Origin of the sequence: Streptomyces sp. W1SF4 (assembly GCF_003950035.1) — a bacterium.
Lineage (GTDB): Bacteria > Actinomycetota > Actinomycetes > Streptomycetales > Streptomycetaceae > Streptomyces > Streptomyces racemochromogenes.
The window spans coordinates 734,789-755,415 of sequence record NZ_CP034350.1 but is presented as its reverse complement, the minus strand read 5'-3'; the positions used below and the strand labels follow the sequence as shown (position 1 = coordinate 755,415).

Here is a 20,627-nt window from a genome sequence, read left to right as displayed (position 1 = left end):
CCATGCGGGCCATGGCGTACGGGGCGTACGGCGGGACGGAGGTGCTCTCCGAGACCCGGCTGCCCGTCCCCAAGGTCGCCCCGGGCGAGGTCCTCGTCCGGGTCCGCTGCGCGTCGGTCAACCCGGTCGACTGGAAGATCATGGCGGGCGGGCTCGACGGCCTCATGGACACCGTGTTCCCCGTCGTACCGGGCTGGGACGTCTCCGGCACCGTCGAGCGCGTCGGCATCGACGCCCCCGAGTTCGCGGTGGGCGACCCGGTCATGGGGTACGCCCGCAAGGACTGGGTGCACGGCGGCACCTTCGCCGAGTACGTCAGCGTCCCCGTACGCTGCCTCGCGGCCAAGCCCGTCTCCCTCGACTGGCGGCAGGCGGCGGGCCTGCCGCTGGCCGGCCTCACCGCCTACCAGCTGCTGACCCGCCTCGGCACCGGCCGCGGCGACACGGTCCTCGTCCACGGGGCGGCGGGCGGCGTCGGCACCCTCGGCGTGCAGATCGCCGCCGCCCTCGGCGCCCGGGTCATCGGCACCGCCTCCCCGCGCAACCACGAACGGCTGCGCGGCCTCGGCTGCGAACCCGTCGCCTACGGGGACGGCCTGACCGAACGCGTCCGCGCCCTGGCCCCCGAGGGCGTCACCGTCGTCGCCGACTTCGTCGGGGGCGTCCTCGACGTCACCCGCGCCGTCCTCGCCGACGGCGGCCGCCACGCCTCCATCGCCGACCACACGGTGCTCGCGGCGGGCGGCCAGTGGATGTGGGTCCGCCCCGACTCCGCGGACCTCGCCGCCCTGGGCCGCCTCGCCGACGAGGGCCGCCTGCACGTCACCGTCGCCGAGACCTTCCCGCTGGCCGAACTCGCGGCCGCCTTCGCCCTCAGCCAGGAGGGCCACACCGCCGGCAAGATCGTCATCGAGGTGTGAGCGCCCGCCGGGTGCGGCCCGGCCTCACCACAGGTCCGGCACCTCGCCCGACGCCGCCCGGCCCACCTCCACCCCCGGCAGGCCCGCCGCCCACGGCCCGGCCACAACCGCCAGGGCGGCCGCGTCCGGCGGCGTCGGGCCCAGCCCCACCGCGTAACGGGCCGAGGTCGCGGTCCGCTCGAACGGGCGGGGCCAGGCGTGGGCGTCCGGGAGCCCGGCGAGCAGGGCCCGCAGCCGGCCCCGCGCCCGGCCCAGCCGCTCCTCGAACTCCCCGGCCGTACCGGCCCGTACGGTCACCACCGCCCACGCCGCGTGCCGCCGGTGCAGCGGCGGCGGCGCCGTCAGCCGGCCGAGGCCGTCCGGATCCGCCTCCAGCACCTCCCACGCCCGGTACAGCTCCCGGACCAGCAGGTCCCGCATCCCGGGCCCCACCTGCGCGGTGCAGCTGCGGACCGGCGCCCGGGGCGTCAGCACCGTCACCGGATCCGGCGACGGGGAGCGGCCCGCCCCGTCCGCCGGGAGCAGGGACACCGGCTCGCTCCAGTCCCAGGCGGCCCAGGTCCCGAAGAACTCCCGCCGCAGCCCGGCGGGGGAGAGGTCCCCGGCACCCCGGACCGCCTCACCGACGGTCCGCGCCGCGAGGACCGCCCAGGCCAGCCCCGGAAGCCCCCCGAACGGCGCCGAGTCCAGCCCCCGCGCCCGCGCCCAGGCCTTCACCTCCCGCGCCAGGGCGGCGAAGGCGGCGTGCGACGCGCCCACCGACTCCCGTACCGCGTCGGCGTCGTCGAGCGCGCTCAGCGCCACCGCCGCCGCCTCGCCCAGCTCCGCCCGCCGGGCCACCGCGAGCTCCGGGTCCAGCGCCCCGGCGCCGACCAGCACCAGGTCCACGTCCAGCCCGGACGCGTGCAGCCGCAGCCCCGGCACCCGGGCCCCCGCCACCTCCCGCAGCCGCCGCGCCCCCGGCAGCGCCGCCGCCACCCGGGCCCGCACCCCGGCGGGGTCCGCCGGCCCCGGCAGCACGGCCACCAGGTCCAGATCGGCGCCCGGCAGAGCGCAGCCCATGCGGCGCGAGCCGGCCGTCCGCACCACCCCGTCGGGCAGCGCCGCCGCGATCCGCGCGGCCACCTCCGCGGCGGCACCCGGCACCTCGGCCGGCGCCGCCGGCGCCGCGGGCCGGGGCAGCCGCACCGCGCCGGTGCCCAGCTCCACCACCGCCCGCACCCGCATCGGCCCGTCCCCGCGCCGCGACAGCACCGCCAGCTCCCCGACCCGGGCCGTGCGCCCGGCCCGCCCGAGGCGCTCTGCGAACTCCCGCTCGGCCCGCCGCGGATCCGCGCTGCGGCCCAGCGTCAGGTGCGGGGTCCAGCCCCCCGACCGGCCCCGGCAGCCCGGGAACCGGTCGGCCAGGGCGCGGCGCAGCTCCTGCCACGGCGCGTCGCCGTCCGGGCCCGCCGCCGGGTCCAGCCAGAGCGTGGCGTCGTCCCGCTGCCCGAAGGAGTGCACCCCCTCCAGCCGGGCGGTGAACGGCCCGGTGCCCGCCGCGGCCTCGGCCAGCAGCGGCAGCGCCTCCCCGAAGGAGGACTCCGGCACGAAGCCGAAGAGCAGGTTCACGTGCGCCGGCCAGCGGTCCGCCCCCGGGTCGTGCGCCCGGCGCAGCTCCCCGACGGCCGGGTCGTGCGGGGCCAGCCACGCCACGGCCGTCCGGGCCGTCGCCGGTACGCCGCACCGCGCGGCGGCCGTCCCGGCCGCCGCCCCCGCTTCCGGGCCCGCGTACTCCACGGTGGCCTCCACCCCGAAGTGGTCCGAGACGAACAGCCCGTCCGGCCCCGGCGCGTCACCCCGCAGCCCGGCCGACCGCACCCGGACGCCGTCCGCGGCGCCCAGCAGGATCCGGTCCAGGCGGGCGGCCCGTCCCGTCAGCGAGCCCACCGCCGCCAGCGGGTTGGCCACCGGGTCGAAGGTCGGGGTGTCGTCCCCCGCCCCGTGCGCCTCGGTCCACGCGTCCCGCAGCCCCAGCGCGGCGGCCGGGCCCTGGGCGCCGGAGCGGCCGTCGTTGAAGTCGCCGAGCAGCGCGACCCCGGCTGCGATCCCGCCCAGCCCCTCGGCGAGGCGCGCGAGTTCCGCGTCCCGGCGGGCCGCCCCGTCCTCGGTGTGGTCGCTGGTCAGGTGCGTCGCGGCGACGACCAGCGGGCCGCCCGCGGTGTCCACGGTGACGGCGGTGACCGCCTTGTGCGGGCGCAGCTCGTGCAGCCCCGCCTCCCGCACCGGCAGCCGGCTCAGCACCAGCAGCCCGTTGTCGGTGACGTCCGTACCCCGCGGATCGGTGCCCAGGGTGTACCCGTCGCGCACCCACGGCTCGGCCAGCAGCAGCGCCAGCAGCGCCGGTTCGACCTCCTGGAGGGCGATCACGTCGGCGTCGGCGACCGCCAGGTCGGCCAGCAGCATCGGCCTGCGCCGGGCGGTGGCGATGCGCGGGGCGTCGTACCGGTCCCACAGGGTGTTCCAGGTCAGCAGCCGCACGCTCGCCGGCGGGCGTGCGGCCGGCCCGGCCTGCACGGGCCGCCAGGCGCCCGCCGCCGGGTCCCAGGCGTGCGGGGTGCGGGCGGTGAAGAACGGGGCGCCGAGCAGCCGTTGCTCCCGCACCCGCCCGGCGGGCGTCGCGTCGATCCGGTCGACGCCGGTGGCCCGGTCCCACACCAGCTCCCCGTCGGCCTCCACGAACAGCACCCGGTGCCAGGGGATGTCGCCCCCGGGCACGAAGGAGGGCAGCGGTATCCGCTTGGGCGCGGCCCCGCGCTGCAGCAGGCCGAGGGTGAACCGCGCCGGGTCGAACCGGGGGTCCCAGCGGACCTGGTGGTAGAGCTGCTCACTGGTGCGCATCAGACGTCGTCCCCCTCGTCGGCGTCCCCGAGGGAGCCCGTCGTGTCCTCGACCGTGCCGGCCGCCCCGACGTACCGGGTGCGGTGCGCCCCGCCGGGGTACGGCGGGCTGAACCGCCGCAGCTGCGCCGCCAGTACGGCCTCCGGCACGGGGTGCGGGCGCACTCCGTTGCGCCGCACCAGTTCCGCCTCGCCGACCAGCGCCACCACCCGGGTGACGAGCGCGTCGCGGCGCCGCGCCACCGCACCGGCGAGGCCGCGCTGCTGCTCGGTGAGGGAGGTGGCGTCCCACACCACCGTGCCCCCGGCGGCCAGGGCCCGGTCCAGCCGCTCCAGGCCCTCGCGCAGCACCTCCGGATTGGCCCGCTGGTCGGCGCGCGACCCCCGGGCCTCGCGCAGGTCGTCCAGGGCGATGTACGCGTCCACCCCGGGCAGGCCCCGCGCGTAGGTGCTCTTCCCGCTGCCCGAGGGCCCGCACAGCTGCACCAGGCGCGGGTACGCCGACCCGTCCCGCCACCGCCAGGTGGCGGCCACCGCCTCCTCGGCCGTGGCGAGCGAGCCCCGCGCGAAGGCCTCGCGGGCCTCGGCCCAGCAGCGGTCGGCGGCGTCCGCGTCCAGCCCGCCGAGGGCCCCGCGCAGGCCGGCCCGCAGCCCGCCGAGCGGGTCCGGGCCGAGCAGGCCGGCCTCCTCGGCGCACAGCGCGGACCACTCGGCGCACTCCAGTTCCCCGGCCGTCGCCGGGAGCCCGGCGGCCAGCGCGTGCAGCACCCCGAGGTCGGCGGCCGCCGCCATCCGCACCAGCCCGGCCCGCCGCTCCTCCTCCGGGAACGGCCGCCGCACCGCCGGGTACAGCCCGACCAGGTCGGCCACGCGGCGCGCCGTCCGCATCCCGAGCGGCCCCGCCGCGAGCCGCGCCCCGAGGGCGGCCCGGGGCTCCCGGTGCAGCGCCGCGGCGAGTACGCCGGCCAGCCGGGCCTCCCCGGTGCGGCCGGCGCCGTCGAGCAGTGCGGTGACCTCGGCGACGGCCCGCTCGGTGCCCGCGTCGGCCGGCTGCGGCGTCCCCACGGCGGCGAGCAGTCCGGCCGGGTCCGGCTCGGAGCCGGAGCGGACCGCCCACAGCGGCGCGGCCGGGCCGAGCCCGTTGGGCACCACGGGCGCGTACATCCAGTGCGTGTCGGTCCGCACGTGCCCGCCCCGCACCCACTTGGCCACGTAGCGGCCGAAGTCGGCGCGGTCGAAGCCGGCCGCCGTCCTCACGACGTAGCCCTCCTGGCGGGTGGTGTCGACGCGCAGCCGGCGCAGCGCCCGCTCGTCGTAGACCCCGCGCCACAGGACGCGCGGGGCGGGGACGCCGAGCCGGCCGAGGAAGCGCAGCGTGCGGTCCCAGTCGAGGCAGTGGTCGCCGTCCCACACCGAGAACCCGTAGAACCAGCTGTCGAGTTCCTCGTAGGCGAGGGAGTGACGGGCGTACAGGTTCTCCCCGCACACCCGCCATCCCACCGGTATCCGCGCGCCGATCCGGCCCTGGAGGCCCTTGACCCAGGTGCGGGAGGGGTGGTGGCCGGAGTCGAGGGACCGGGCGTGCAGCCCGTCCGCGTACAGGGTGGTGTTCTCCCCGTCGAGTTTCTCGGTGACCACCACCTCGCGCCCGGCCAGCGCCGACGTGCCCCCGGCGCGCACGTCGTCCGCGGTGGCACCGGGGGACCACGGCAGGTGCGCCGTGCGGGGGTAGTGCGTACGCATGGCGTGCTCCGGGTCGGGTGACGGGGGGACAGGTCACTCTAGGTATCCGGAGCCGGCGCATCCACCCCATTTACCCCGGCCGCTACCGGCACATGGCCACGATGGCCGGGTCCACCACCCCGTGGGCGGCCTCGCACAGCCCGCTCATGTCGTACTGCTGCTGTTGCCGCTGCGGCGGCGCGGGACGGGGTGCGGTGCGTGGGGGCTGCCGCTTGCGGGGCCTGGGAGCGGGGGTGCGGTGCGCCGGCCGGGCGGGCCGGCCGGGGGCGGCGCGGCGCGGCGGGCGGTCGTCGGTCCGCGGCGCGGGCCGGTGCGGCGCCCCGGCGGGCGGCGCCGGGGCCGGGGCCGCGGGTGCGGCCGCCTCGACGGTCGGCGCGGGCGCCTCCACCGGATCCGGGGCGGGTCCCAGCGGCAGGCCCTCCGCCACCGGCTGCCGGGGCGCCCACACGGTCCGGTCCGGCGCGGGCCCGGGTGCCGGGTCCGGCGCCCGGACGGTCACGCAGCCGGTGGCCCCCACCAGCACGGCGATCAGCAGGGACAGGGACGGCTGCAGGGTCCGGCGCGACGGCATCCGCCCACCCTGCCGCAAGCGGGCGCCCGCGGTCGCGCCCGCTCACACGGACGGGTGAGCGTACGTGGTCGGACCGGCCGCTTTCACACCGCAGGTCCGCAGCACGGACGCTAGCGAGATCGACATAATCCGGCCGTAAAGAGGTATAGGGCTGGTAAAGAAGATCGCTCCGCGCCGGGGGGAACCGCCGTAACCCGGCGGCCCGGCCCGCTGTTGCACAGGCGGCTGGTCCACCCACGGTGAACGGAGTACCGATGCCGCAGCTGACCGACGACCCCGGACGGGCGGGCACCTGGATGACCCCGGCGGAGTACGGGGCCTCGCGCGCCGCCCTCTGGACCGGAGCGACCGTCCTCGTCACCGACCCCGACGGCCGGGTCCTCGTCCAGACCGTCGACTACCGCCCCGACCGGCTGCTCCCCGGCGGCGCCGTGGACGCCGGGGAGGCGCCCTCGGCGGCCGCGGCCCGCGAGATGCGCGAGGAGCTCGGCGTCGACGGCCACTACCCCCGCGGGCTGGCCGTCGACTGGATCCCCGCGGACGTGCCCGGGATCCCGCCCGAGATGCGCTTCCCCGGCGAGATCCTGCACGTCTACGACGGCGGCACCTGGACCCCCGAGCGCATCCGGTCCGTCCGCCTGCCCGCCCAGGAGATCACCGGCATCGACTTCGCCGAGCCCGCCGACCTGCCCGCCCTGATGGAGCCCGGCGACGCCCGCCGCGCCCTGTCCGCCCTCCGCGCCCGGATCAACGGCTGCGGACCGGCCCTGCTGGAGGACGGCCGCCCCACCACCCCCACCGCCCTGGACCGCCTCGGGGTCCTGCGCAGCCGGCGCACCCCGCAGCACGGCGCCTGGCACCCCGGCCCCGTCCCCGCCCACCTGCCCGTACGCGACCACCGCGGCTGGCTCTTCGCCCCCGACGGGCGGGTGCTGCTGCACGTGGCCCGCGCCACCGGCGCCGTGCGGCTGCCCGGCCCCCGGGCCGAGCCCGTCACCGCGGCGCTGCCGCTCGGCTACCGCTACGCCGACCGCGGCGCCCTGGCCCGCACGGCGGCCCGGCTCACCTCGGTGTCCCCGGCCGCGGACCCCGCGTACGCCCGGCTGCTGGCCACCCCCGAGCAGGTGCGGGAGCTCAGCGACTGGGGCCCGGCCGGGCGGGACGAGCTCGCCGCCGTGCACGCCGCCCGCGTCCAGCTCGGCCTGCCCGCCCCGCCGCGCACCCCGCCCGTGGAGCTCCCCGAGGAGGGGCTGCGCTGGTGAGGCCACGGGCCGCCCCACGTGCCCGCCAATGCCGGACGCGCGGCTGCCGGTCCCGCAGCATGGGGCCATGACCGACAGCGTGATCGACTACACCGCGTACATCCAGGCCGACCCCGCCCGCGTCTGGCAGGCCCTCACCGACCCGGCGTACACCCGCCGCTACTGGGGCCTGACCTTCGAGACGGACTGGGCGGTGGGCTCCACGATGGACTGGGTCGAACGCGGCGCCCGCACCCACGATCCCGAGCAGGTGGTGCTCGACTGCGTCCCGGACCGCCGGCTCTCCTACACCTGGCACACCTTCAGCCCCCAGTGGGCGGCCTCCGCCGGGATCGCCGAGGAGCTGCGGGCCGAGCTGGCGGGCGAGCCGCGCACGAGGGTGACGTACGAGATCGAGCCGGTGGGGGACACCCTCGCCCGGCTCACCGTCCGCCACGAGGGGTTCACCCCGGGCGGCACCCTCCAGCGGATGTGCTCCGGCGCCTGGCCGATGCTCGTCTCCAGCATCAAGACCCTGCTGGAGACCGGCGCGCCGCTGCCCGAACCGGGGCCCGGCCCCCGTTCAGGGCAGTGACCAGAACCGGGTCGTCACCAGGTAGAACACGATCACCCAGAACACCATGACCGCCACGACGGTCACGGCGCCGCGGAGGTTGGTCCGGGCCGGGGGCTCGTTCGCCGGGGGCCGCAGCCACCGCCGCAGCAGCGGGTTCACGTACCGGGGCATGGTGAAGAAGGTCATGATGAAGCTCGACAGGAGGTTGCCCACCAGCAGTCCGAGCCACAGCGGCATCCCCAGCGGGTGCAGGGCGAGCGTCAGCAGCACCACGGTCGGGTACAGGCCGACCCATACGGCGACGGCGGTCTTCGTCTCCGACGGCGGCGGCGCCTCCCTGCCGTTCTCCGCGAAGGCGAACCAGCTGCCGAAGGAGTTGTCGATGGTGCGCAGCCCGAAGTCGTCGAACCTCCGGCCCTCGGCGAGGACCTCCTGTCGCTTCGCCGAGGTCAGCCAGGCGTCGAGGTGCTCGGCGTTGTCGTAGCGGTACAGGGTGGTCCAGTCCTCCTGGAGGCCCTCGACCGGCCGGAAGACCTCGGTGCCCCGGTAGCCCTCGAACTTGCTCTCCTCGTGGCTCATGCGGCGCTGCCAGGCGAGGAACTCCTCGACCCGGTCCGCAGGGACGCGGTGGGTGACCACGACGGTCACCAGCGGGTCGGTCGGCTGCGAGCCGCCGCTGATGACCTGCTGGGTCGCGGGGCCGTCGAAGTACTTCTCGCCGGTGTCCAGGAGCCGCTGCCGGGTCGCCCCGTTCATCCACGCCTGGAGGTGGGCGATGGAGTCGAACCGGTAGACGATCACCCAGTCGGGCTGGAGCGCCGTCGGCGGGGAGACCTCGGCGCCGAGGTAGCCGGGGTAGTCCGCCGCGGCCGTGTTGACCCGGTGCTGCCACTGCTCGTACTCCCGCTCCTTCCCGGGCAGCACCTTCCGGCCGATGATCACCGTCGCCGAGGCGTCCGCCGGCGCGCCGGTGCTCATCGTCCCGGACCCGTCGGCGCCGGACTGCTCTCACCCAGCCGGCCGTAGATCCGTTCCGGGGTCAGGGGCAGGTCACGGAAGCGCACCCCGGTGGCGTCGCGCAGGGCGTTCGCCAGGGCAGGCGCCACCGGATTGATGCAGCACTCCGCCATGCCCTTCGAGTGCAGGGGCCCGACCGAGTCCGCCGAGCCCACGAAGAGCACCTCGGTGCGCGGGGCGTCGGCGTACGCGGGGATGCGGTAGTTGCGCAGGTTCGGGTTGGCCATGGCGCCGTCCGCGTCGACCATGTAGTTCTCCGTCAGCGCGAATCCGATCCCCTGCGTGACTCCGCCGTCGACCTGGCCCCGGACCTGCTCGGGGTTGATCAGCACCCCGGCGTCGGCCGCCTGCACGCTGTACAGGATCCGGATCTCACCGGTCACCGGGTGCACGGCGATGCGGAACCCCTGCGTATTGGAGGTGACGCTGCGCGGCGAGCCGTACGCCTTGCGGGCCGCCGTGAAGCGGATGCCGCGCGCGCGGGCCAGGGTGACGAGTTCGGCCAGCGGGACGCGGTCGTCGCCGCAGACGACGTGGTCGTCCTCCATCGTGCACATCACCACGTGGACGCCGGTGTGCGCGGCGGCGAACTCCAGGATCCGGTCGCGCACCGCGTTCGCCGCCCGCAGGACGGCGTTGCCCGCGACGAACAGGCCGGCACTGGCGAAGGCGCCGGTGTCGAAACCGGTGCGGTCGGTGTCGGACTGCACCAGGCGGATCCGCGACGGCGTCGTGCCCAGCTGGCCGGCCGCGATCTGGACGTGCGCGGTGGAGGTCCCCTCCCCGAACTCCACCGTCCCGACGGCCAGTTCGTACACCAGGTCCTCACCGAGGGTGATCCAGGCCTCGCAGATGTGCTCGGTCGGGGGTGCCGTCTCGTGCAGCGAACTCGCCACCCCCGTCCCGACGAGCCACCCGGGTCCCGGAGCGGGCCCGCCGGCCGTACGGGCCAGGGCGCCGGCCACCAGGTCGAGGCACTTGCCGAGCCCGTCCTCGTTGAACATCACGTCGTCGGGGCCGTCGTGCAGCGCGACGAGCGGGTCGCCGGGCCGCACGATGTTGCGGCGCCGCAGCTCCAGCGGGTCCATGTGCAGGGCCAGCGCCAGCTCGTCCATCGCCGACTCCACGGCGAAGGCCGGCTGGGTCATCCCGTAGCCGCGCAGCGCCCCGCTGGGAACGGTGTTGGTGTAGACGGAGTAGGCGTCGTACTTCTTGTTGGGGCAGCGGTACGTCATGACGGCGGCGCCGCCCGCGTAGAGGGTCTCGCCGCCGTGGTTGCCGTACGCACCGGTGTTGGACACGTTCCGCACCTGGAAGGCGGTCAGCGTGCCGTCGGCCTTCGCGCCCAGCCGCACCGTCAGCTTCATCGGGTGGCGCGGCGAGGCGGTCGTGAACTCCTCCTCGCGCGTGAACTCGAAACAGACGGGACGTCCGGTGTCGAGCGCGGCCAGCGCCGCCAGGTCCTCCGTGATGACCTCCTGCTTGCCGCCGAACCCGCCGCCCACGCGCGCGCAGAACACCCGCACCCGGTCGGGGCGCAGCGCGAACAGGTACTCCAGTTTGACCTTCGCGATGGAGGGGGACTGGGAGCTGGTGCGGACGACCAGCCGGCCGTCCTCCACCCACGCGAGGGAACCGTGGGTCTCCAGGTGGGCGTGCTGCACGCGCGGGGAGGAGTACGTGCCCTCGTGGACGACGTCGGCCGCCGCGAACCCGGCGTCGACGTCGCCGACGTGCGCATGGATCTCCAGCAGCAGGTTGTGGACGCTGTCGCGGACGAAGGGGTCCTGCGAGCTGTGCAGCCGGGGCGCCCCGTCGGCCATGGCCTCCTCGGGGTCGAACACGGCCGGCAGCACCTCGTACTCCACGGCCACCCGGCGGCAGCCCTCCTCCGCCGCCGCGGGGGTCTCGGCCAGGACGGCCACGACGCGCTGGCCGACGAAGCGGACGGTGTCGTCGAGGACGTACGTGTCGTCCGGATCGACGAGGTGGTCGGTGTGGATCGCCGTGGTGAAGCGCCTGCGGGGAACGTCCTCCCAGGAGTAGACGCGGACCACGCCGGGGACCGCGAGCGCGGCGGCCTTGTCGACCGAGACGATCCGGGCGTGGGCGTGCGGTGAGTGCAGCACCTTGAGGTGCAGCAGGCCCTCCACCCGGGTGTCCATCGTGAACTCGGCGCGCCCGGTCACCACGTCCTCCGCCGCCGGGGCGCCGACGCTCGTCCCCACCGCCCGGCCCGGCGCGGCCGTCTCCACGTGCGCGACGCCCTTCACCGCGTCCTCGACGGCCCGGTAGCCGGTGCAGCGGCACAGGTTGCCCTTCAGCGCCCGGGGGAGGTCGGCCTTCTGGGCCTCGGTCAAGGCGGCCGCGGTCATGATCATCCCGGCGGTGCAGAAGCCGCACTGGAAGCCCGGGGCGTCGCGGAACCGCCGCTGCACCGGGTGCAGGTCGCCCGGTGAGCCGAGCCCCTCGATGGTGGTCACCGCCCGGCCGTCCGCGCGGAAGGCGGGGGTGACGCAGCTGTGCACGGGGACCCCGTCCAGCCAGACCGTGCAGGCCCCGCAGTCACCGGCGTCGCAGCCCTTCTTGACGCCGAAGTGGCCGAGGGAGCGGAGGAAGGTGCGCAGGCACTGGCCGGGAGCCGGCTCCTGCCCGAACTCCCTGCCGTTGACGAGGTACGTCATGCCGGGCTCCCGGTGAGCAGTTCGCGCCGGATCTCTTCGGCGAAGTGCCGTGTCAGGTGCATGCGGTGGTCGGGGGTTCCGTTGGGGTCGGCGAACCAGACGTCGGCCGGGACGGCGTCGATGCTCTGCCGCAGGGTCGGGGCATCCGGCATGTGGTCGAAGGCGAACCGCACGGGCCGGGTGGTGCCGGCGGTCACGGTGAGCAGCAGGTTGTCCGTCCCGGGGGCGTGCGTACCGATCAGGAACACCGTCGAGCGGCCCAGCCGGGTCAGGCTGAAGCGGCGGTGCGCGGCCCGCTTCCCGAGGGCGTGCGCCGGGACGTCGATCCGGCGCAGCAGTTCCCCGGGGGCGAGGACGTTGCGGTTGTTCCCGGTCACGAAGTCGAGGGCGTCGACGGTGCGCACCGACCCGTCGGCCGCCCACAGCTCGTACCGGGCCTCCAGGGCGACCGTGAGCGTGATCATCGGGCCGGCCGGGAGGGACATGCAGATGTTGCCGCCGACGGTGGCGGCGTTCCAGATCTTGAAGGAGGACAGGAAGGCCTCGCAGGCCGTCGGGATCAGGGCCCCCGCGGTCCACTCGGGCGGCGGCCGGAACGCGTACAGGTCGCGGACGGTGCAGGTCGCGCCGATCTCCAGGCCCGCGTCGTCGGGGACGAGGTGCTCCCAGGGCAGGGCCGTCAGGTCGATCAGGCGCCGCAGGTGGGGCTGCTCGACGGAGTACAGCCAGGTGCCTCCGGCGAGCCAGGCGTCGCCTTCGCGCCATTCCCGGCCCGGCTGGACGCACGGGCGGCGGACGACTTCGGTGACGGTGTTGAGATCCATGGGGACCGGCCCCTCACGACGGCCCCGGAAGGGGGCGGCGGCCCGCGGGCGCGGAGATCCTTTTTCAGCATAGGGCGGCGGGGACGGCCCCGCCATGCCTGGCCGGCCGCCCCGGACGGGTCCGCCGACCGGAGTTTCTTGATCGTCTGCGGGGTTCGCGTCTATCGACCACACCGCCAGGAGGCCTGACGGGCATGGCCCTAGAACACTACCGCGTCGTCATCACCGCCGCCGGGCGCGACTTCGGCCGGACCCTCGCCCTCGGCTTCGCCGCCCGGGGCGCCGAGGTCCACCTCTCCGCCCGCAGCGGGGAAGCCGCCCGGCGGGTCCGCGAGGAGATCATCGCCCAGGGCCACGACCCCGCCCGGGTCCACGCCCACGCCTGCGACCTCACGGACCCGGCCTCCGTACGCGCCTTCGCCGGGGCGGTCGCCGCCCGCACGGACCACGTCGACGTCCTGGTCAACAACGGCTCCCGCTACCAGCACGGCACGGACCTGCTCTCCGCCTCAGACGAGGACATCGTGGACACCCTCGCCTCCGGGGCCACCGGCACCGTGCTGGCGACCAAGGCCTTCCTCCCGCTGCTGCCGAAGTCCGCGAAGCCGGACATCGTGACCATGGTCTCCGGCTGCGGCGAGCCCGGGAAGCACCGCTCCGACGCCCACGACGCCTTCTACGCGGCCAAGAGCGCCCAGGCCGGCTTCACCGAGAGCCTCTCCCGCCGGCTGCGCGGCCGGGGCGTCCGCGTGATCTCCCTGTACCCCCCGGACTTCGCCAACCACGATCCGCTGTCGCCCGCCTGGCAGGACGCCCCGCGCACCGCGCAGGACCCGCTCACCGCCCAGTCCCTGGTGGACTGCGTCTTCTTCGCCATCGGGCAGCCCCGCGACTGCTTCATCAAGTCCTTCTACTTCGAGCAGACCGGCACCGAGCTGACCCACTGAGGCCACCCCACCCCCGCTCCGGGCCCGTGCGGGGCGGTCGTGTGGAATAGGGGCCATGGGTAGCCCAGGACACCAGATACGCCGCGAGCCGTCGGCCGGCCCGGCGGCCGGCCCGGCGGCCACGGCCACGGCGGCGGCCCGGCCGCCGGAGCAGGCCCTCGCCACCGACCGGTGGCGGTACGCCCGCCACCTCGACCGGCTCGCCGCCGCCGGGGCGGCCGGCGTGGCGGGCGAGGCCGCGGTGGTGGCCGAGGTGCTGCGCGACCGCGACCCGGTGATGGCGCAGAGCGCGGTGGTGACCCACCTGGACCGCCGCGCGGTACGGCTGCGGCCCGGCGCCGGGTTCCAGGACTGGGCCCGCGCCCTGCACCGCGTACTCGACGGCCACGCCTTCCCGGACCGGCGGCTGCGCGAGTGGACCCTGCTGAAGGCCGTCGAGGCGGGCGCCGAGTGGTCGCGGGCCGAACTGGCCGCAGCCTCCGACTGGTGCCAGGGCACCGCGGCACGGTCCCCGGCACCGGACGAGGCGCTGGCCCTGCTGGCCGCCTCCGGGCGCACCCGGCGGGTACGCAACGCCGCGGCCCGCAGGCTGGACCGGCGCGCCACCGCCTGAGCGGAACGATCACGGCAACGAGTTCTCGCCATAACCCTGTTCGGGGGTTTAGGGTCTGCGTACCCTGCCGGGTATTCAGAGTTGGACCGATGCCGTTCCGCTGGAGGATGACTCTCTGTGTCGCACGTTTCGCAGGCCCCCGTCAGCACCCCCGACGCCGGGTCGCCCGAACCGCCCGCGCCTCCCGCGCCCAAGGCGTTCGGCGAGGTGGAGGGCTGGTTCTCGGCGTATGACCAGGTCCTCTTCGACTGGTTCCTGACCCGCCAGAACGAGGCCGAGCCGGTGGCGGGTGACATCCTGGAACTGGGTGCCTTCATGGGCAAGAGCGCGATCTTCCTGGCCGGGTACCTCCGCGAGGGGGAGGCGTTCACGGTCTGCGACCTGTTCGACTCGCCGGCCCCCGACGACTCCAACGTCCAGGAGGTGCAGGGCTCGTACCCCACCCTCACCCGCCGCGGGTTCGAGACGAACTACCTGGCCTTCCACGAGGCGCTGCCGACGATCATCCAGGCCCCGACCTCCGTCGTGGCCGACAAGGTGCGCGCCGCCAGCTGCCGCTTCGTCCACGTCGACGCCTCCCACCTGCACGAGCACGTGGTCCAGGACATAGCCTCCTCGCGGATCGTCGCCACCCCCGACGCCGTGGTCGTCTTCGACGACTACCGTTCCGCCCACTGCCCCGGCGTCGCCGCCGCCGTCTGGGCCGCCGTGGCCACCGGGGACCTCCACCCGATCGCCGTGTCCGCCTCGAAGCTGTACGCGACCTGGGGCGACCCGGAGCCCTGGCAGGAGGCGCTGCGCACCTGGCTGGAGGGCCGCACCGACCTGTGGCACGGCGTGGACGTCGTCCACGGCAAGCCGCTGGTGCGCATCGGCGACGAGGGCGTCTCGGCGCCGCCCGCGCCGAAGCTGCTGCACCCGCCGGCCCCCGAGCCCGCCCCCGCCCCCGCCGCCCCCAAGCCCGCGCCCCGTCCGGGCGTGCGCTGGCGCAGGCTGGCCAAGGACCTGCTCCCGCCGGTGGTCACCCGCGCCATCGTGGCCCGGCGGCGGCGCGCCCGGGCCTGACCCGGGCCGGCCGTGGCCCGGTGTCCGGCGGGAACCTCGCCGGACATCCGTACCGGGGCCTCAGAGGCCCTTGCGGACCCGGGCCGCGCGGCGGGCCTCGGCGGCCTGGCGTGCCTCGATGGTCTTGCGGGACTCCTTGCCCCCCGTCCGGCCCGGCCGGGTGCCGATGCCCCGGAAGCCGAGCTCCGTGCCGCTCGGGCGGCCCTTCGCGTCGGTCGGCAGGGCCCCGGACAGCGGGACCCCGGAGGGCTTCCTCGCGCCGGTGATCCGGCTCAGCGCCGCCTCCCCGGAGCGCACCTGGGTGATGGTGGGCCGGATCTTGGCGTCGGCCATCAGGCGCACCATGTCGCGCCGCTGGCCCGGGGTGACCAGGGTGACCACCTTGCCGGACTCGCCGGCCCGGGCGGTGCGGCCGCCCCGGTGCAGGTAGTCCTTGCTGTCGGCCGGCGGGTCCACGTTGACCACCAGGTCGAGGTCGTCGATGTGGATGCCGCGGGCGGCGACGTTGGTCGCGACCAGGACCGTGAGCAGGCCGTCCTTGAACTGGCCGAGGGTCTTGGTGCGCTGCGGCTGGGACTTGCCGCTGTGCAGCCCCTCCGCCCGTACGCCCATGGCCCGCAGGTGCTTCACGAACTGGTCCACGCCGTGCTTGGTGTCCAGGAACAGGATCACCCGGCCCTCGCGGGCCGCGATCTCGGTCGCCGCCGACACCTTGTCCGCCGCGTGGATGTGCAGCACGTGGTGGTCCATCGTGCCGACCGACGCCGACTGCGGGTCCACGGAGTGCGAGACCGGGTCCTTCAGGTACCGGCGCACCAGCTGGTCGACGTTGCGGTCGAGGGTGGCCGAGAACAGCATCCGCTGCCCGGCGTGGTGCACCTGGTCCAGGATCTCCGTCACCTGCGGCATGAAGCCCATGTCGCACATCTGGTCGGCCTCGTCCAGCACCGTGATCCGCACCCGCTCCAGGTGCACGTCACGCCGTCCGACCAGGTCGCTGAGGCGGCCGGGCGTGGCGACCACGACCTCGGCGCCGGTGCGCAGCGCGCCGGTCTGGCGGCCGATGGAGAGCCCGCCCACGACGGTGGCCATGCGCAGCTTCAGCGCCTCGGCGTACGGGGCCAGCGCCTCGGTCACCTGCTGTGCCAGCTCGCGCGTCGGTACGAGGACCAGGGCGAGCGGCCGCTTGGGGTCGGCCTTGTGCCCCGCCGTGCGGGCCAGCAGGGCCAGGCCGAAGGCGAGGGTCTTGCCGGAGCCGGTGCGGCCGCGGCCGAGGACGTCGCGTCCCGCGAGGGAGTTGGGCAGGGTGGCCGCCTGGATCGGGAAGGGCTCCCGCACCTCCTGCTCGGCCAGGGTCCTCACCAGCTCAGCGGGCAGGCCGAGTTCGTCGAACGAGGCCACCGGGGGCAGGGCCGGGGTGGTGGTCCGGGGCATGGCGAACTCGCCCTGCGGACCGAGGGTGCGGGGGGTCTTGCCGGCCCCGGCTCCCCTGGCGCCCTTGGCTCCCGGCTTGGAGCCCGCCTTCGCCCCGGCCTTGATGCCGAAACGCCCGTGAGCTGACGGGTTCTTCATGCAGGACCTTCCGTGAGGTGAGTGAGGCGGCGGGGGCCGTGGGGGGAACGGCGACGAGCCGGGGACCGCACCCCTCGGTACGGTCCCCGGCTCGTCGTACGCGTCCGCACCGGGCGACGGCGCCCCGCGCCTCAAGTTTCCCGGCCATTTTACCAGCCGGTCACCGGCCGGGCCTGGGGTCGAGCTCACCGGAGCGGACCCGGGCGAGGTGGGCCCGCATCTCGACCGTCGCCCGGCCGAACCAGTCGGCGATCACGGCGATCTCGTCGGGGGTGTACTCGGCGAACACGGCGCCGAGCCGGTCGTAGAAGGGCTGGTAGGTGGCGATGACCCGGGCGGCGGCCTCGGGGTCGGCCACCACCCGTACCCGCCGGCGGTCGGCGGGATCGGGCTGCCGGCGGGCGTACCCGGCCTTCTCCAGCCGGTTGAGCACGCCGGTGACGGCGCCGGTGGTGAGGTTCACCAGCCCGGCGAGGTCGCCGGCCGAGAGGGGCTTGTCGCAGGCGGCGAGGATGTGGGCGAGGCAGGTCAGGTCGGTGACGTTGATCCCGAGGAGCTGGGCCACCTCCTGCTGGCCCACGAGGCCGAGGGCCACGTACTGGTCCATGCGCGCGATCGCCTCCCCGGCCGTGGCCGGGGGGCGGGGCTTGCCGTGCACCGACACTCTCCTTAGTATCTAAGTTACTTAGCTCGTGAGATAAATGATCCTGCTCCGAGCGTACTGCCGCCTGCCCGACGAAGGGGAATCATGAGCGCCCACGGCGACGTCGACCTCGGCCACACGGTGGCCGGCTGGACCGGGACCGCCTTGGCCCTGCTGGGCTCCGCCGGAGCGGGGGCCGCGCTGTGCGCGGCCTGGACCCCGGGCATCTGGCTGGGCCTCGGCCTGGTCGCGGCCGCCGGACTCGTCACCTGGCTGCTGCACCTGGCCGGCTGGGGCAAGCCCAGCGGCCCCCGCCCGCGCGAGCAGTGGGACTGGCGCGTCCGGGACACCGCGGCCCGGACGGGACACGCCGACTGCCTGGGCTGCCGGGCGGGCGGCCCGCGCCGCGCGGCGGCCGCGTCCGCGGCCCGTCCCGCCGTCGGCGGTCCTTCCGCCGCCCCGCTGCCCGCCGGGGACGGCGGTGCCTGACCGGGCCGCCGCCCCGGTTGGCCGCATCGGCGTGTGGCGCGCGGGGCGGGTGGGAAGTATCGAGACGGCCGCGAGCGTGCGGCCCGAGCGGAACGTTGAGAAGGATCAGTACCGATGGCAACTGGCACCGTGAAGTGGTTCAACTCGGAGAAGGGGTTCGGCTTCATCTCGCAGGACGACGGCGGCCCCGACGTGTTCGTGCACTTCTCCGCCATCCAGGGGACGGGCTTCAAGTCCCTGGAGGAGAACGACCAGGTCTCGTACGACGTCACCCAGGGGCCGAAGGGCCCGCAGGCGGAGAACGTCGTCCGCCAGTAGCGCCGGCCGCCTCGAGGTGCCCGTCGCCGGAGCCCCCGCCGGTCGTCCGGCGGGGGCTCCCGTGCGCCGCGGGCCCCCGCTCAGTCCGCCGGGGCCTGGGCGGCCTCCCCGGCTTCCCGCACGGTGATCGCCGACACCGGGCAGGCGCGCGCGGCCTCCCGGACCAGCGGGCTGCCGTGGCCGTCCTCGCGGCCCCCGAGCACCTCGCCGAAACCGTCGTCGTCCTGGGTGAACACCCCCGGCGCCGTCATCACGCACTGGCCGGCGCCGATGCACACGTCCCGGTCCACCGAGATCCGCACGCCGTTCACCACGTCACGGGCAGTTCGAGCATGCCCTGGATGGTGTCGCCGGGCTTGAACGGGATCCGGTCCGGGTCCGCTGCCAGGCGCAGGCCCGGCAGCCGCTCGAACAGAGTCCCGAGGGCGATCTCCATCTCGGCGCGCGCCAGGTTCTGGCCCAGGCACTGGTGGATGCCGAAACCGAACGCCAGGTGGTGGCGGGCCGGCCGGTGCCAGTCGAGGGCGTCGGGGTCGGCGAACACCGCCTCGTCACGGTTGATGACCGAGGTGGAGAACACCACCCCGTCGTCGGGCCGGATGGTCACCCCGCCCACCTCGATCTCCCGCGTGGCCACCCGCAGCATCCCGTCCGCGATGGACAGGTAGCGCATCAGCTCCTCCACCGCCTCCGGCATCAGCGAGGGGTCGGACCGCAGCTCCGCCAGCTGCTCCGGGTGCCGCAGCAGGGTGAAGGTGCCCAGCGAGATCATGTTCGCCGTGGTCTCGTGCCCCGCGATCAGCAGGATCGCGGCCAGCGACACGAGCTCCTCCACGTCGGTCTCGCCGGCCGCCAGCCGGGTCGCGACCAGCTCGTCCAGCAGCCCGTCGCCCGGTTCGGTGCTCTTGCGCCGGATCAGGGCCTCCAGATAGGCCTCCAGCCGTTCCCGGGCGTCCTCCACGTCGGCGGCCGAGGGGCCGCGCAGCAGCCGCCGCGACTGCTCCTCGAAGAAGTCGTGGTCCTCGTACGGGACCCCGAGCAGGGCGCAGATCACCATGGACGGCACCGGCAGCGCGAAGTCGCCCACCAGCTCGGCCCCCGGACCCCGGGCCTCCATCGCGTCGATCAGCCGGTCCACGGTCTCCTGGATCCGGGGGCGCAGGGCGGCCGTCCGCTTGACCGAGAAGCTCGGGATCAGAATCCGCCGCTGGGCGTTGTGCTCGGGGTCGTCCACCCCGAGGAGGGCCGTCCGGCGGTTCCGCAGCCCCTTGAACCGGGCGGTGGGGGTGGGGAAGGCGTCGTTGGTGCGGTCGGTCGACAGCCGGCCGTCCGAGAGCAGGGCCCGCGCCTCGGCGTGGCCGGTGACCACCCACACGGAGCGGCCGTCGAAGAGGGTGACCCGGGAGAGCGGCCGGCCCTCCCGCAATGGCTGGTAGGCGGCCGGAGGGTGGTAGGGACAGGTTCGGTCCTGGGGGAAGGCAACGGCTTCGGACATGGAAAGCAACACCTCGCACGCGATGGTTCCGTCTCGCCGGACTCCATTACATGCCTGAGGCACCTATCCCACCTATGCCACTTCCGGCCAGCCTGCCCGGGTTCACCCGCCGGGCCGCGCGGAACCGGCCCGGCCCGGCGGGCACGACACGGCCTACGGGCACGACACGGCCTACAGGTGCGCGTCCAGGAAGGCCCGCAGCTCCGCCCGCCCCATCGGCCCCGCGTGCGTCGCCACCGCCTCGCCGGACCGCACCAGCACCACCGTCGGGGCACCCGCCACCCCGTAGCGCCGCACCGTCGCGGGACAGCGGGTGATGTCGGCGCGCACGGCGGTGAACCGACCGCCGTACTCCGGGCCCCGGGCCACCTCCGCCACGAGGGAGTCCAGCTCCCGGCAGGCCTCCAGGGCCTTGGGCCAGGTGCCGGTGAAGTACGCCAGCACCGGCCCCGGCGCCATCCCGGCGATGAAGTCGAATTCCTGGTCCTCCAGCGGCCGGTGTACCCGACTGGCCATGGGCGGTGCTCCTCGGTTCGCGTACGGCGTGGCCGCCAGCCTATGCGGTGCCCGGTGAGCCGCCCGGACCCGCTGTCAGTGGCGGCTGTGAAGCTTTGCCCATGGACCACAGGATGCCGCGCCGCCGCGTCTACGGCGCCGACCACGAAGACCCCGACCCGGGCCCCCGCCCCGGCCGTGCCTACGGCGAACTCGTGGGCGGCCCCCTCGACGGGCTCCTCCTCGACGTCACCGGCTGGAGCGCCGACCGGCTCGCGCAGGAGGCGCGGCTGCCGACCGAGATAGGCCGCTACGGGGCGGGCGGCCGCGCCCACTACCGCCGCCGGACCTCGGACCCCGGCCGCTGGGACTGGGCCGGGGACGGCAGGTAGCGCCCGAACGGACGCCGGCGAGCCCCCGGACCGCCGACGTGTGCCCGGGGGCTCTGCCCCCTCTTCGGCCACCGGGGCCCGATCGGATGCGCCGGCCGGTGCGCCGACGCCCGATCGGATGCACCGGCGAGGCTCCCGGTGG

The 20,627-nt window shown here is 75.6% G+C and carries 20 protein-coding genes; 9 read left to right on the top strand and 11 right to left on the bottom strand.

Annotation, left to right across the window (positions count from 1 at the left end; all coding sequences use genetic code 11):
* Positions 1 to 2 precede the first annotated feature (2 nt).
* Positions 3 to 920 (top strand): NADP-dependent oxidoreductase, encoded by a 918-nt coding sequence (locus D1J60_RS03670; protein ID WP_206436624.1) that lies wholly within the window; start codon positions 3 to 5, stop codon positions 918 to 920.
* Between the two features lie 24 nt (positions 921 to 944).
* Here the strand turns inward: D1J60_RS03670 and D1J60_RS03665 are convergent, their stop codons facing one another.
* The 3 genes from D1J60_RS03665 to D1J60_RS37660 form a co-directional block, all read right to left on the bottom strand.
* Positions 945 to 3,800 (bottom strand): poly(A) polymerase, encoded by a 2,856-nt coding sequence (locus tag D1J60_RS03665; protein WP_125820108.1) that lies wholly within the window; start codon positions 3,798 to 3,800, stop codon positions 945 to 947.
* Positions 3,800 to 5,542, bottom strand: a complete 1,743-nt coding sequence (locus D1J60_RS03660) for an RNA ligase family protein (protein ID WP_125820107.1) — start codon at positions 5,540 to 5,542, stop codon at positions 3,800 to 3,802. Before D1J60_RS03660 ends, D1J60_RS03665 begins: the two co-directional genes overlap by 1 nt.
* 82 nt (positions 5,543 to 5,624) lie before the next feature.
* Positions 5,625 to 6,113: a hypothetical protein gene (locus D1J60_RS37660; protein ID WP_206436474.1), complete on the bottom strand. Its 489-nt coding sequence runs from the start codon at positions 6,111 to 6,113 to the stop codon at positions 5,625 to 5,627.
* A gap of 254 nt (positions 6,114 to 6,367) precedes the next feature.
* Here D1J60_RS37660 and D1J60_RS03650 point away from each other — a divergent pair, with 254 nt between their 5' ends.
* Positions 6,368 to 7,375, top strand: coding sequence for an NUDIX domain-containing protein (locus D1J60_RS03650; protein ID WP_241253122.1), 1,008 nt, complete (start codon positions 6,368 to 6,370; stop codon positions 7,373 to 7,375).
* A 67-nt stretch (positions 7,376 to 7,442) separates the two neighbouring features.
* Positions 7,443 to 7,949, top strand: coding sequence for an SRPBCC family protein (locus D1J60_RS03645; RefSeq protein WP_241253121.1), 507 nt, complete (start codon positions 7,443 to 7,445; stop codon positions 7,947 to 7,949).
* Here the strand turns inward: D1J60_RS03645 and D1J60_RS03640 are convergent.
* Genes D1J60_RS03640 through D1J60_RS03630 form a run of 3 tightly spaced genes read right to left on the bottom strand, consistent with a single transcriptional unit; the run spans position 7,938 to position 12,456 of the window.
* Positions 7,938 to 8,909 carry an antibiotic biosynthesis monooxygenase gene (locus D1J60_RS03640; RefSeq protein ID WP_125820105.1) on the bottom strand — a complete coding sequence of 324 codons (972 nt, stop codon included), beginning with the start codon at positions 8,907 to 8,909 and terminating at the stop codon, positions 7,938 to 7,940. The two genes, D1J60_RS03645 and D1J60_RS03640, sit on opposite strands and share 12 nt — an antisense overlap.
* The gene (locus D1J60_RS03635) at positions 8,906 to 11,632 is read right to left on the bottom strand and encodes a molybdopterin cofactor-binding domain-containing protein (RefSeq protein ID WP_125820104.1); all 2,727 of its coding nucleotides are present in this window, start codon (positions 11,630 to 11,632) and stop codon (positions 8,906 to 8,908) included. The genes D1J60_RS03640 and D1J60_RS03635 overlap by 4 nt, the downstream gene beginning before the upstream one ends.
* The gene (locus D1J60_RS03630; protein ID WP_125820103.1) at positions 11,629 to 12,456 is read right to left on the bottom strand and encodes an FAD binding domain-containing protein; all 828 of its coding nucleotides are present in this window, start codon (positions 12,454 to 12,456) and stop codon (positions 11,629 to 11,631) included. Before D1J60_RS03630 ends, D1J60_RS03635 begins: the two co-directional genes overlap by 4 nt.
* 194 nt (positions 12,457 to 12,650) lie before the next feature.
* On the opposite strand from D1J60_RS03630, the gene D1J60_RS03625 reads away from it, so the two are divergent.
* From D1J60_RS03625 to D1J60_RS03615, 3 genes are all read left to right on the top strand, one after another.
* The gene (locus D1J60_RS03625; RefSeq protein ID WP_125820102.1) at positions 12,651 to 13,403 is read left to right on the top strand and encodes an SDR family oxidoreductase; all 753 of its coding nucleotides are present in this window, start codon (positions 12,651 to 12,653) and stop codon (positions 13,401 to 13,403) included.
* A 55-nt stretch (positions 13,404 to 13,458) separates the two neighbouring features.
* Positions 13,459 to 14,016, top strand: a complete 558-nt coding sequence (locus tag D1J60_RS03620) for a hypothetical protein (RefSeq protein ID WP_125820101.1) — start codon at positions 13,459 to 13,461, stop codon at positions 14,014 to 14,016.
* A gap of 207 nt (positions 14,017 to 14,223) precedes the next feature.
* Complete coding sequence (locus D1J60_RS03615) at positions 14,224 to 15,081, top strand: class I SAM-dependent methyltransferase (protein ID WP_125823846.1); 858 nt, start codon at positions 14,224 to 14,226, stop codon at positions 15,079 to 15,081.
* A gap of 60 nt (positions 15,082 to 15,141) precedes the next feature.
* Here D1J60_RS03615 and D1J60_RS03610 read toward each other — a convergent pair whose 3' ends face one another.
* A complete protein-coding gene (locus D1J60_RS03610) occupies positions 15,142 to 16,515 on the bottom strand; it encodes a DEAD/DEAH box helicase (protein WP_241253528.1) in 1,374 nt (457 codons plus the stop codon).
* A 298-nt stretch (positions 16,516 to 16,813) separates the two neighbouring features.
* The gene (locus tag D1J60_RS03605; RefSeq protein ID WP_125598489.1) at positions 16,814 to 17,311 is read right to left on the bottom strand and encodes a MarR family transcriptional regulator; all 498 of its coding nucleotides are present in this window, start codon (positions 17,309 to 17,311) and stop codon (positions 16,814 to 16,816) included.
* Positions 17,312 to 17,401: 90 nt separating this feature from the next.
* On the opposite strand from D1J60_RS03605, the gene D1J60_RS03600 reads away from it, so the two are divergent.
* Together D1J60_RS03600 and D1J60_RS03595 are read left to right on the top strand one after the other, a co-directional pair.
* Complete coding sequence (locus D1J60_RS03600) at positions 17,402 to 17,785, top strand: HGxxPAAW family protein (protein ID WP_125598492.1); 384 nt, start codon at positions 17,402 to 17,404, stop codon at positions 17,783 to 17,785.
* Between the two features lie 114 nt (positions 17,786 to 17,899).
* Complete coding sequence (locus D1J60_RS03595; protein ID WP_125598495.1) at positions 17,900 to 18,103, top strand: cold-shock protein; 204 nt, start codon at positions 17,900 to 17,902, stop codon at positions 18,101 to 18,103.
* A gap of 80 nt (positions 18,104 to 18,183) precedes the next feature.
* Here D1J60_RS03595 and D1J60_RS03590 read toward each other — a convergent pair whose 3' ends face one another.
* The 3 genes from D1J60_RS03590 to D1J60_RS03580 all read right to left on the bottom strand — a co-directional run bounded on the left by D1J60_RS03590 (position 18,184) and on the right by D1J60_RS03580 (position 20,114).
* Positions 18,184 to 18,405, bottom strand: a complete 222-nt coding sequence (locus tag D1J60_RS03590; protein WP_125820099.1) for a ferredoxin — start codon at positions 18,403 to 18,405, stop codon at positions 18,184 to 18,186.
* 5 nt (positions 18,406 to 18,410) lie between these two features.
* A complete protein-coding gene (locus D1J60_RS03585) occupies positions 18,411 to 19,598 on the bottom strand; it encodes a cytochrome P450 (RefSeq protein WP_125820098.1) in 1,188 nt (395 codons plus the stop codon).
* Positions 19,599 to 19,769: 171 nt separating this feature from the next.
* Positions 19,770 to 20,114 (bottom strand): thioredoxin domain-containing protein, encoded by a 345-nt coding sequence (locus tag D1J60_RS03580; protein ID WP_125820097.1) that lies wholly within the window; start codon positions 20,112 to 20,114, stop codon positions 19,770 to 19,772.
* 101 nt (positions 20,115 to 20,215) lie between these two features.
* On the opposite strand from D1J60_RS03580, the gene D1J60_RS03575 reads away from it, so the two are divergent.
* On the top strand, positions 20,216 to 20,485 hold the full coding sequence (locus D1J60_RS03575) for a hypothetical protein (protein ID WP_125820096.1): 270 nt from the start codon (positions 20,216 to 20,218) through the stop codon (positions 20,483 to 20,485).
* Positions 20,486 to 20,627: the final 142 nt, after the last annotated feature.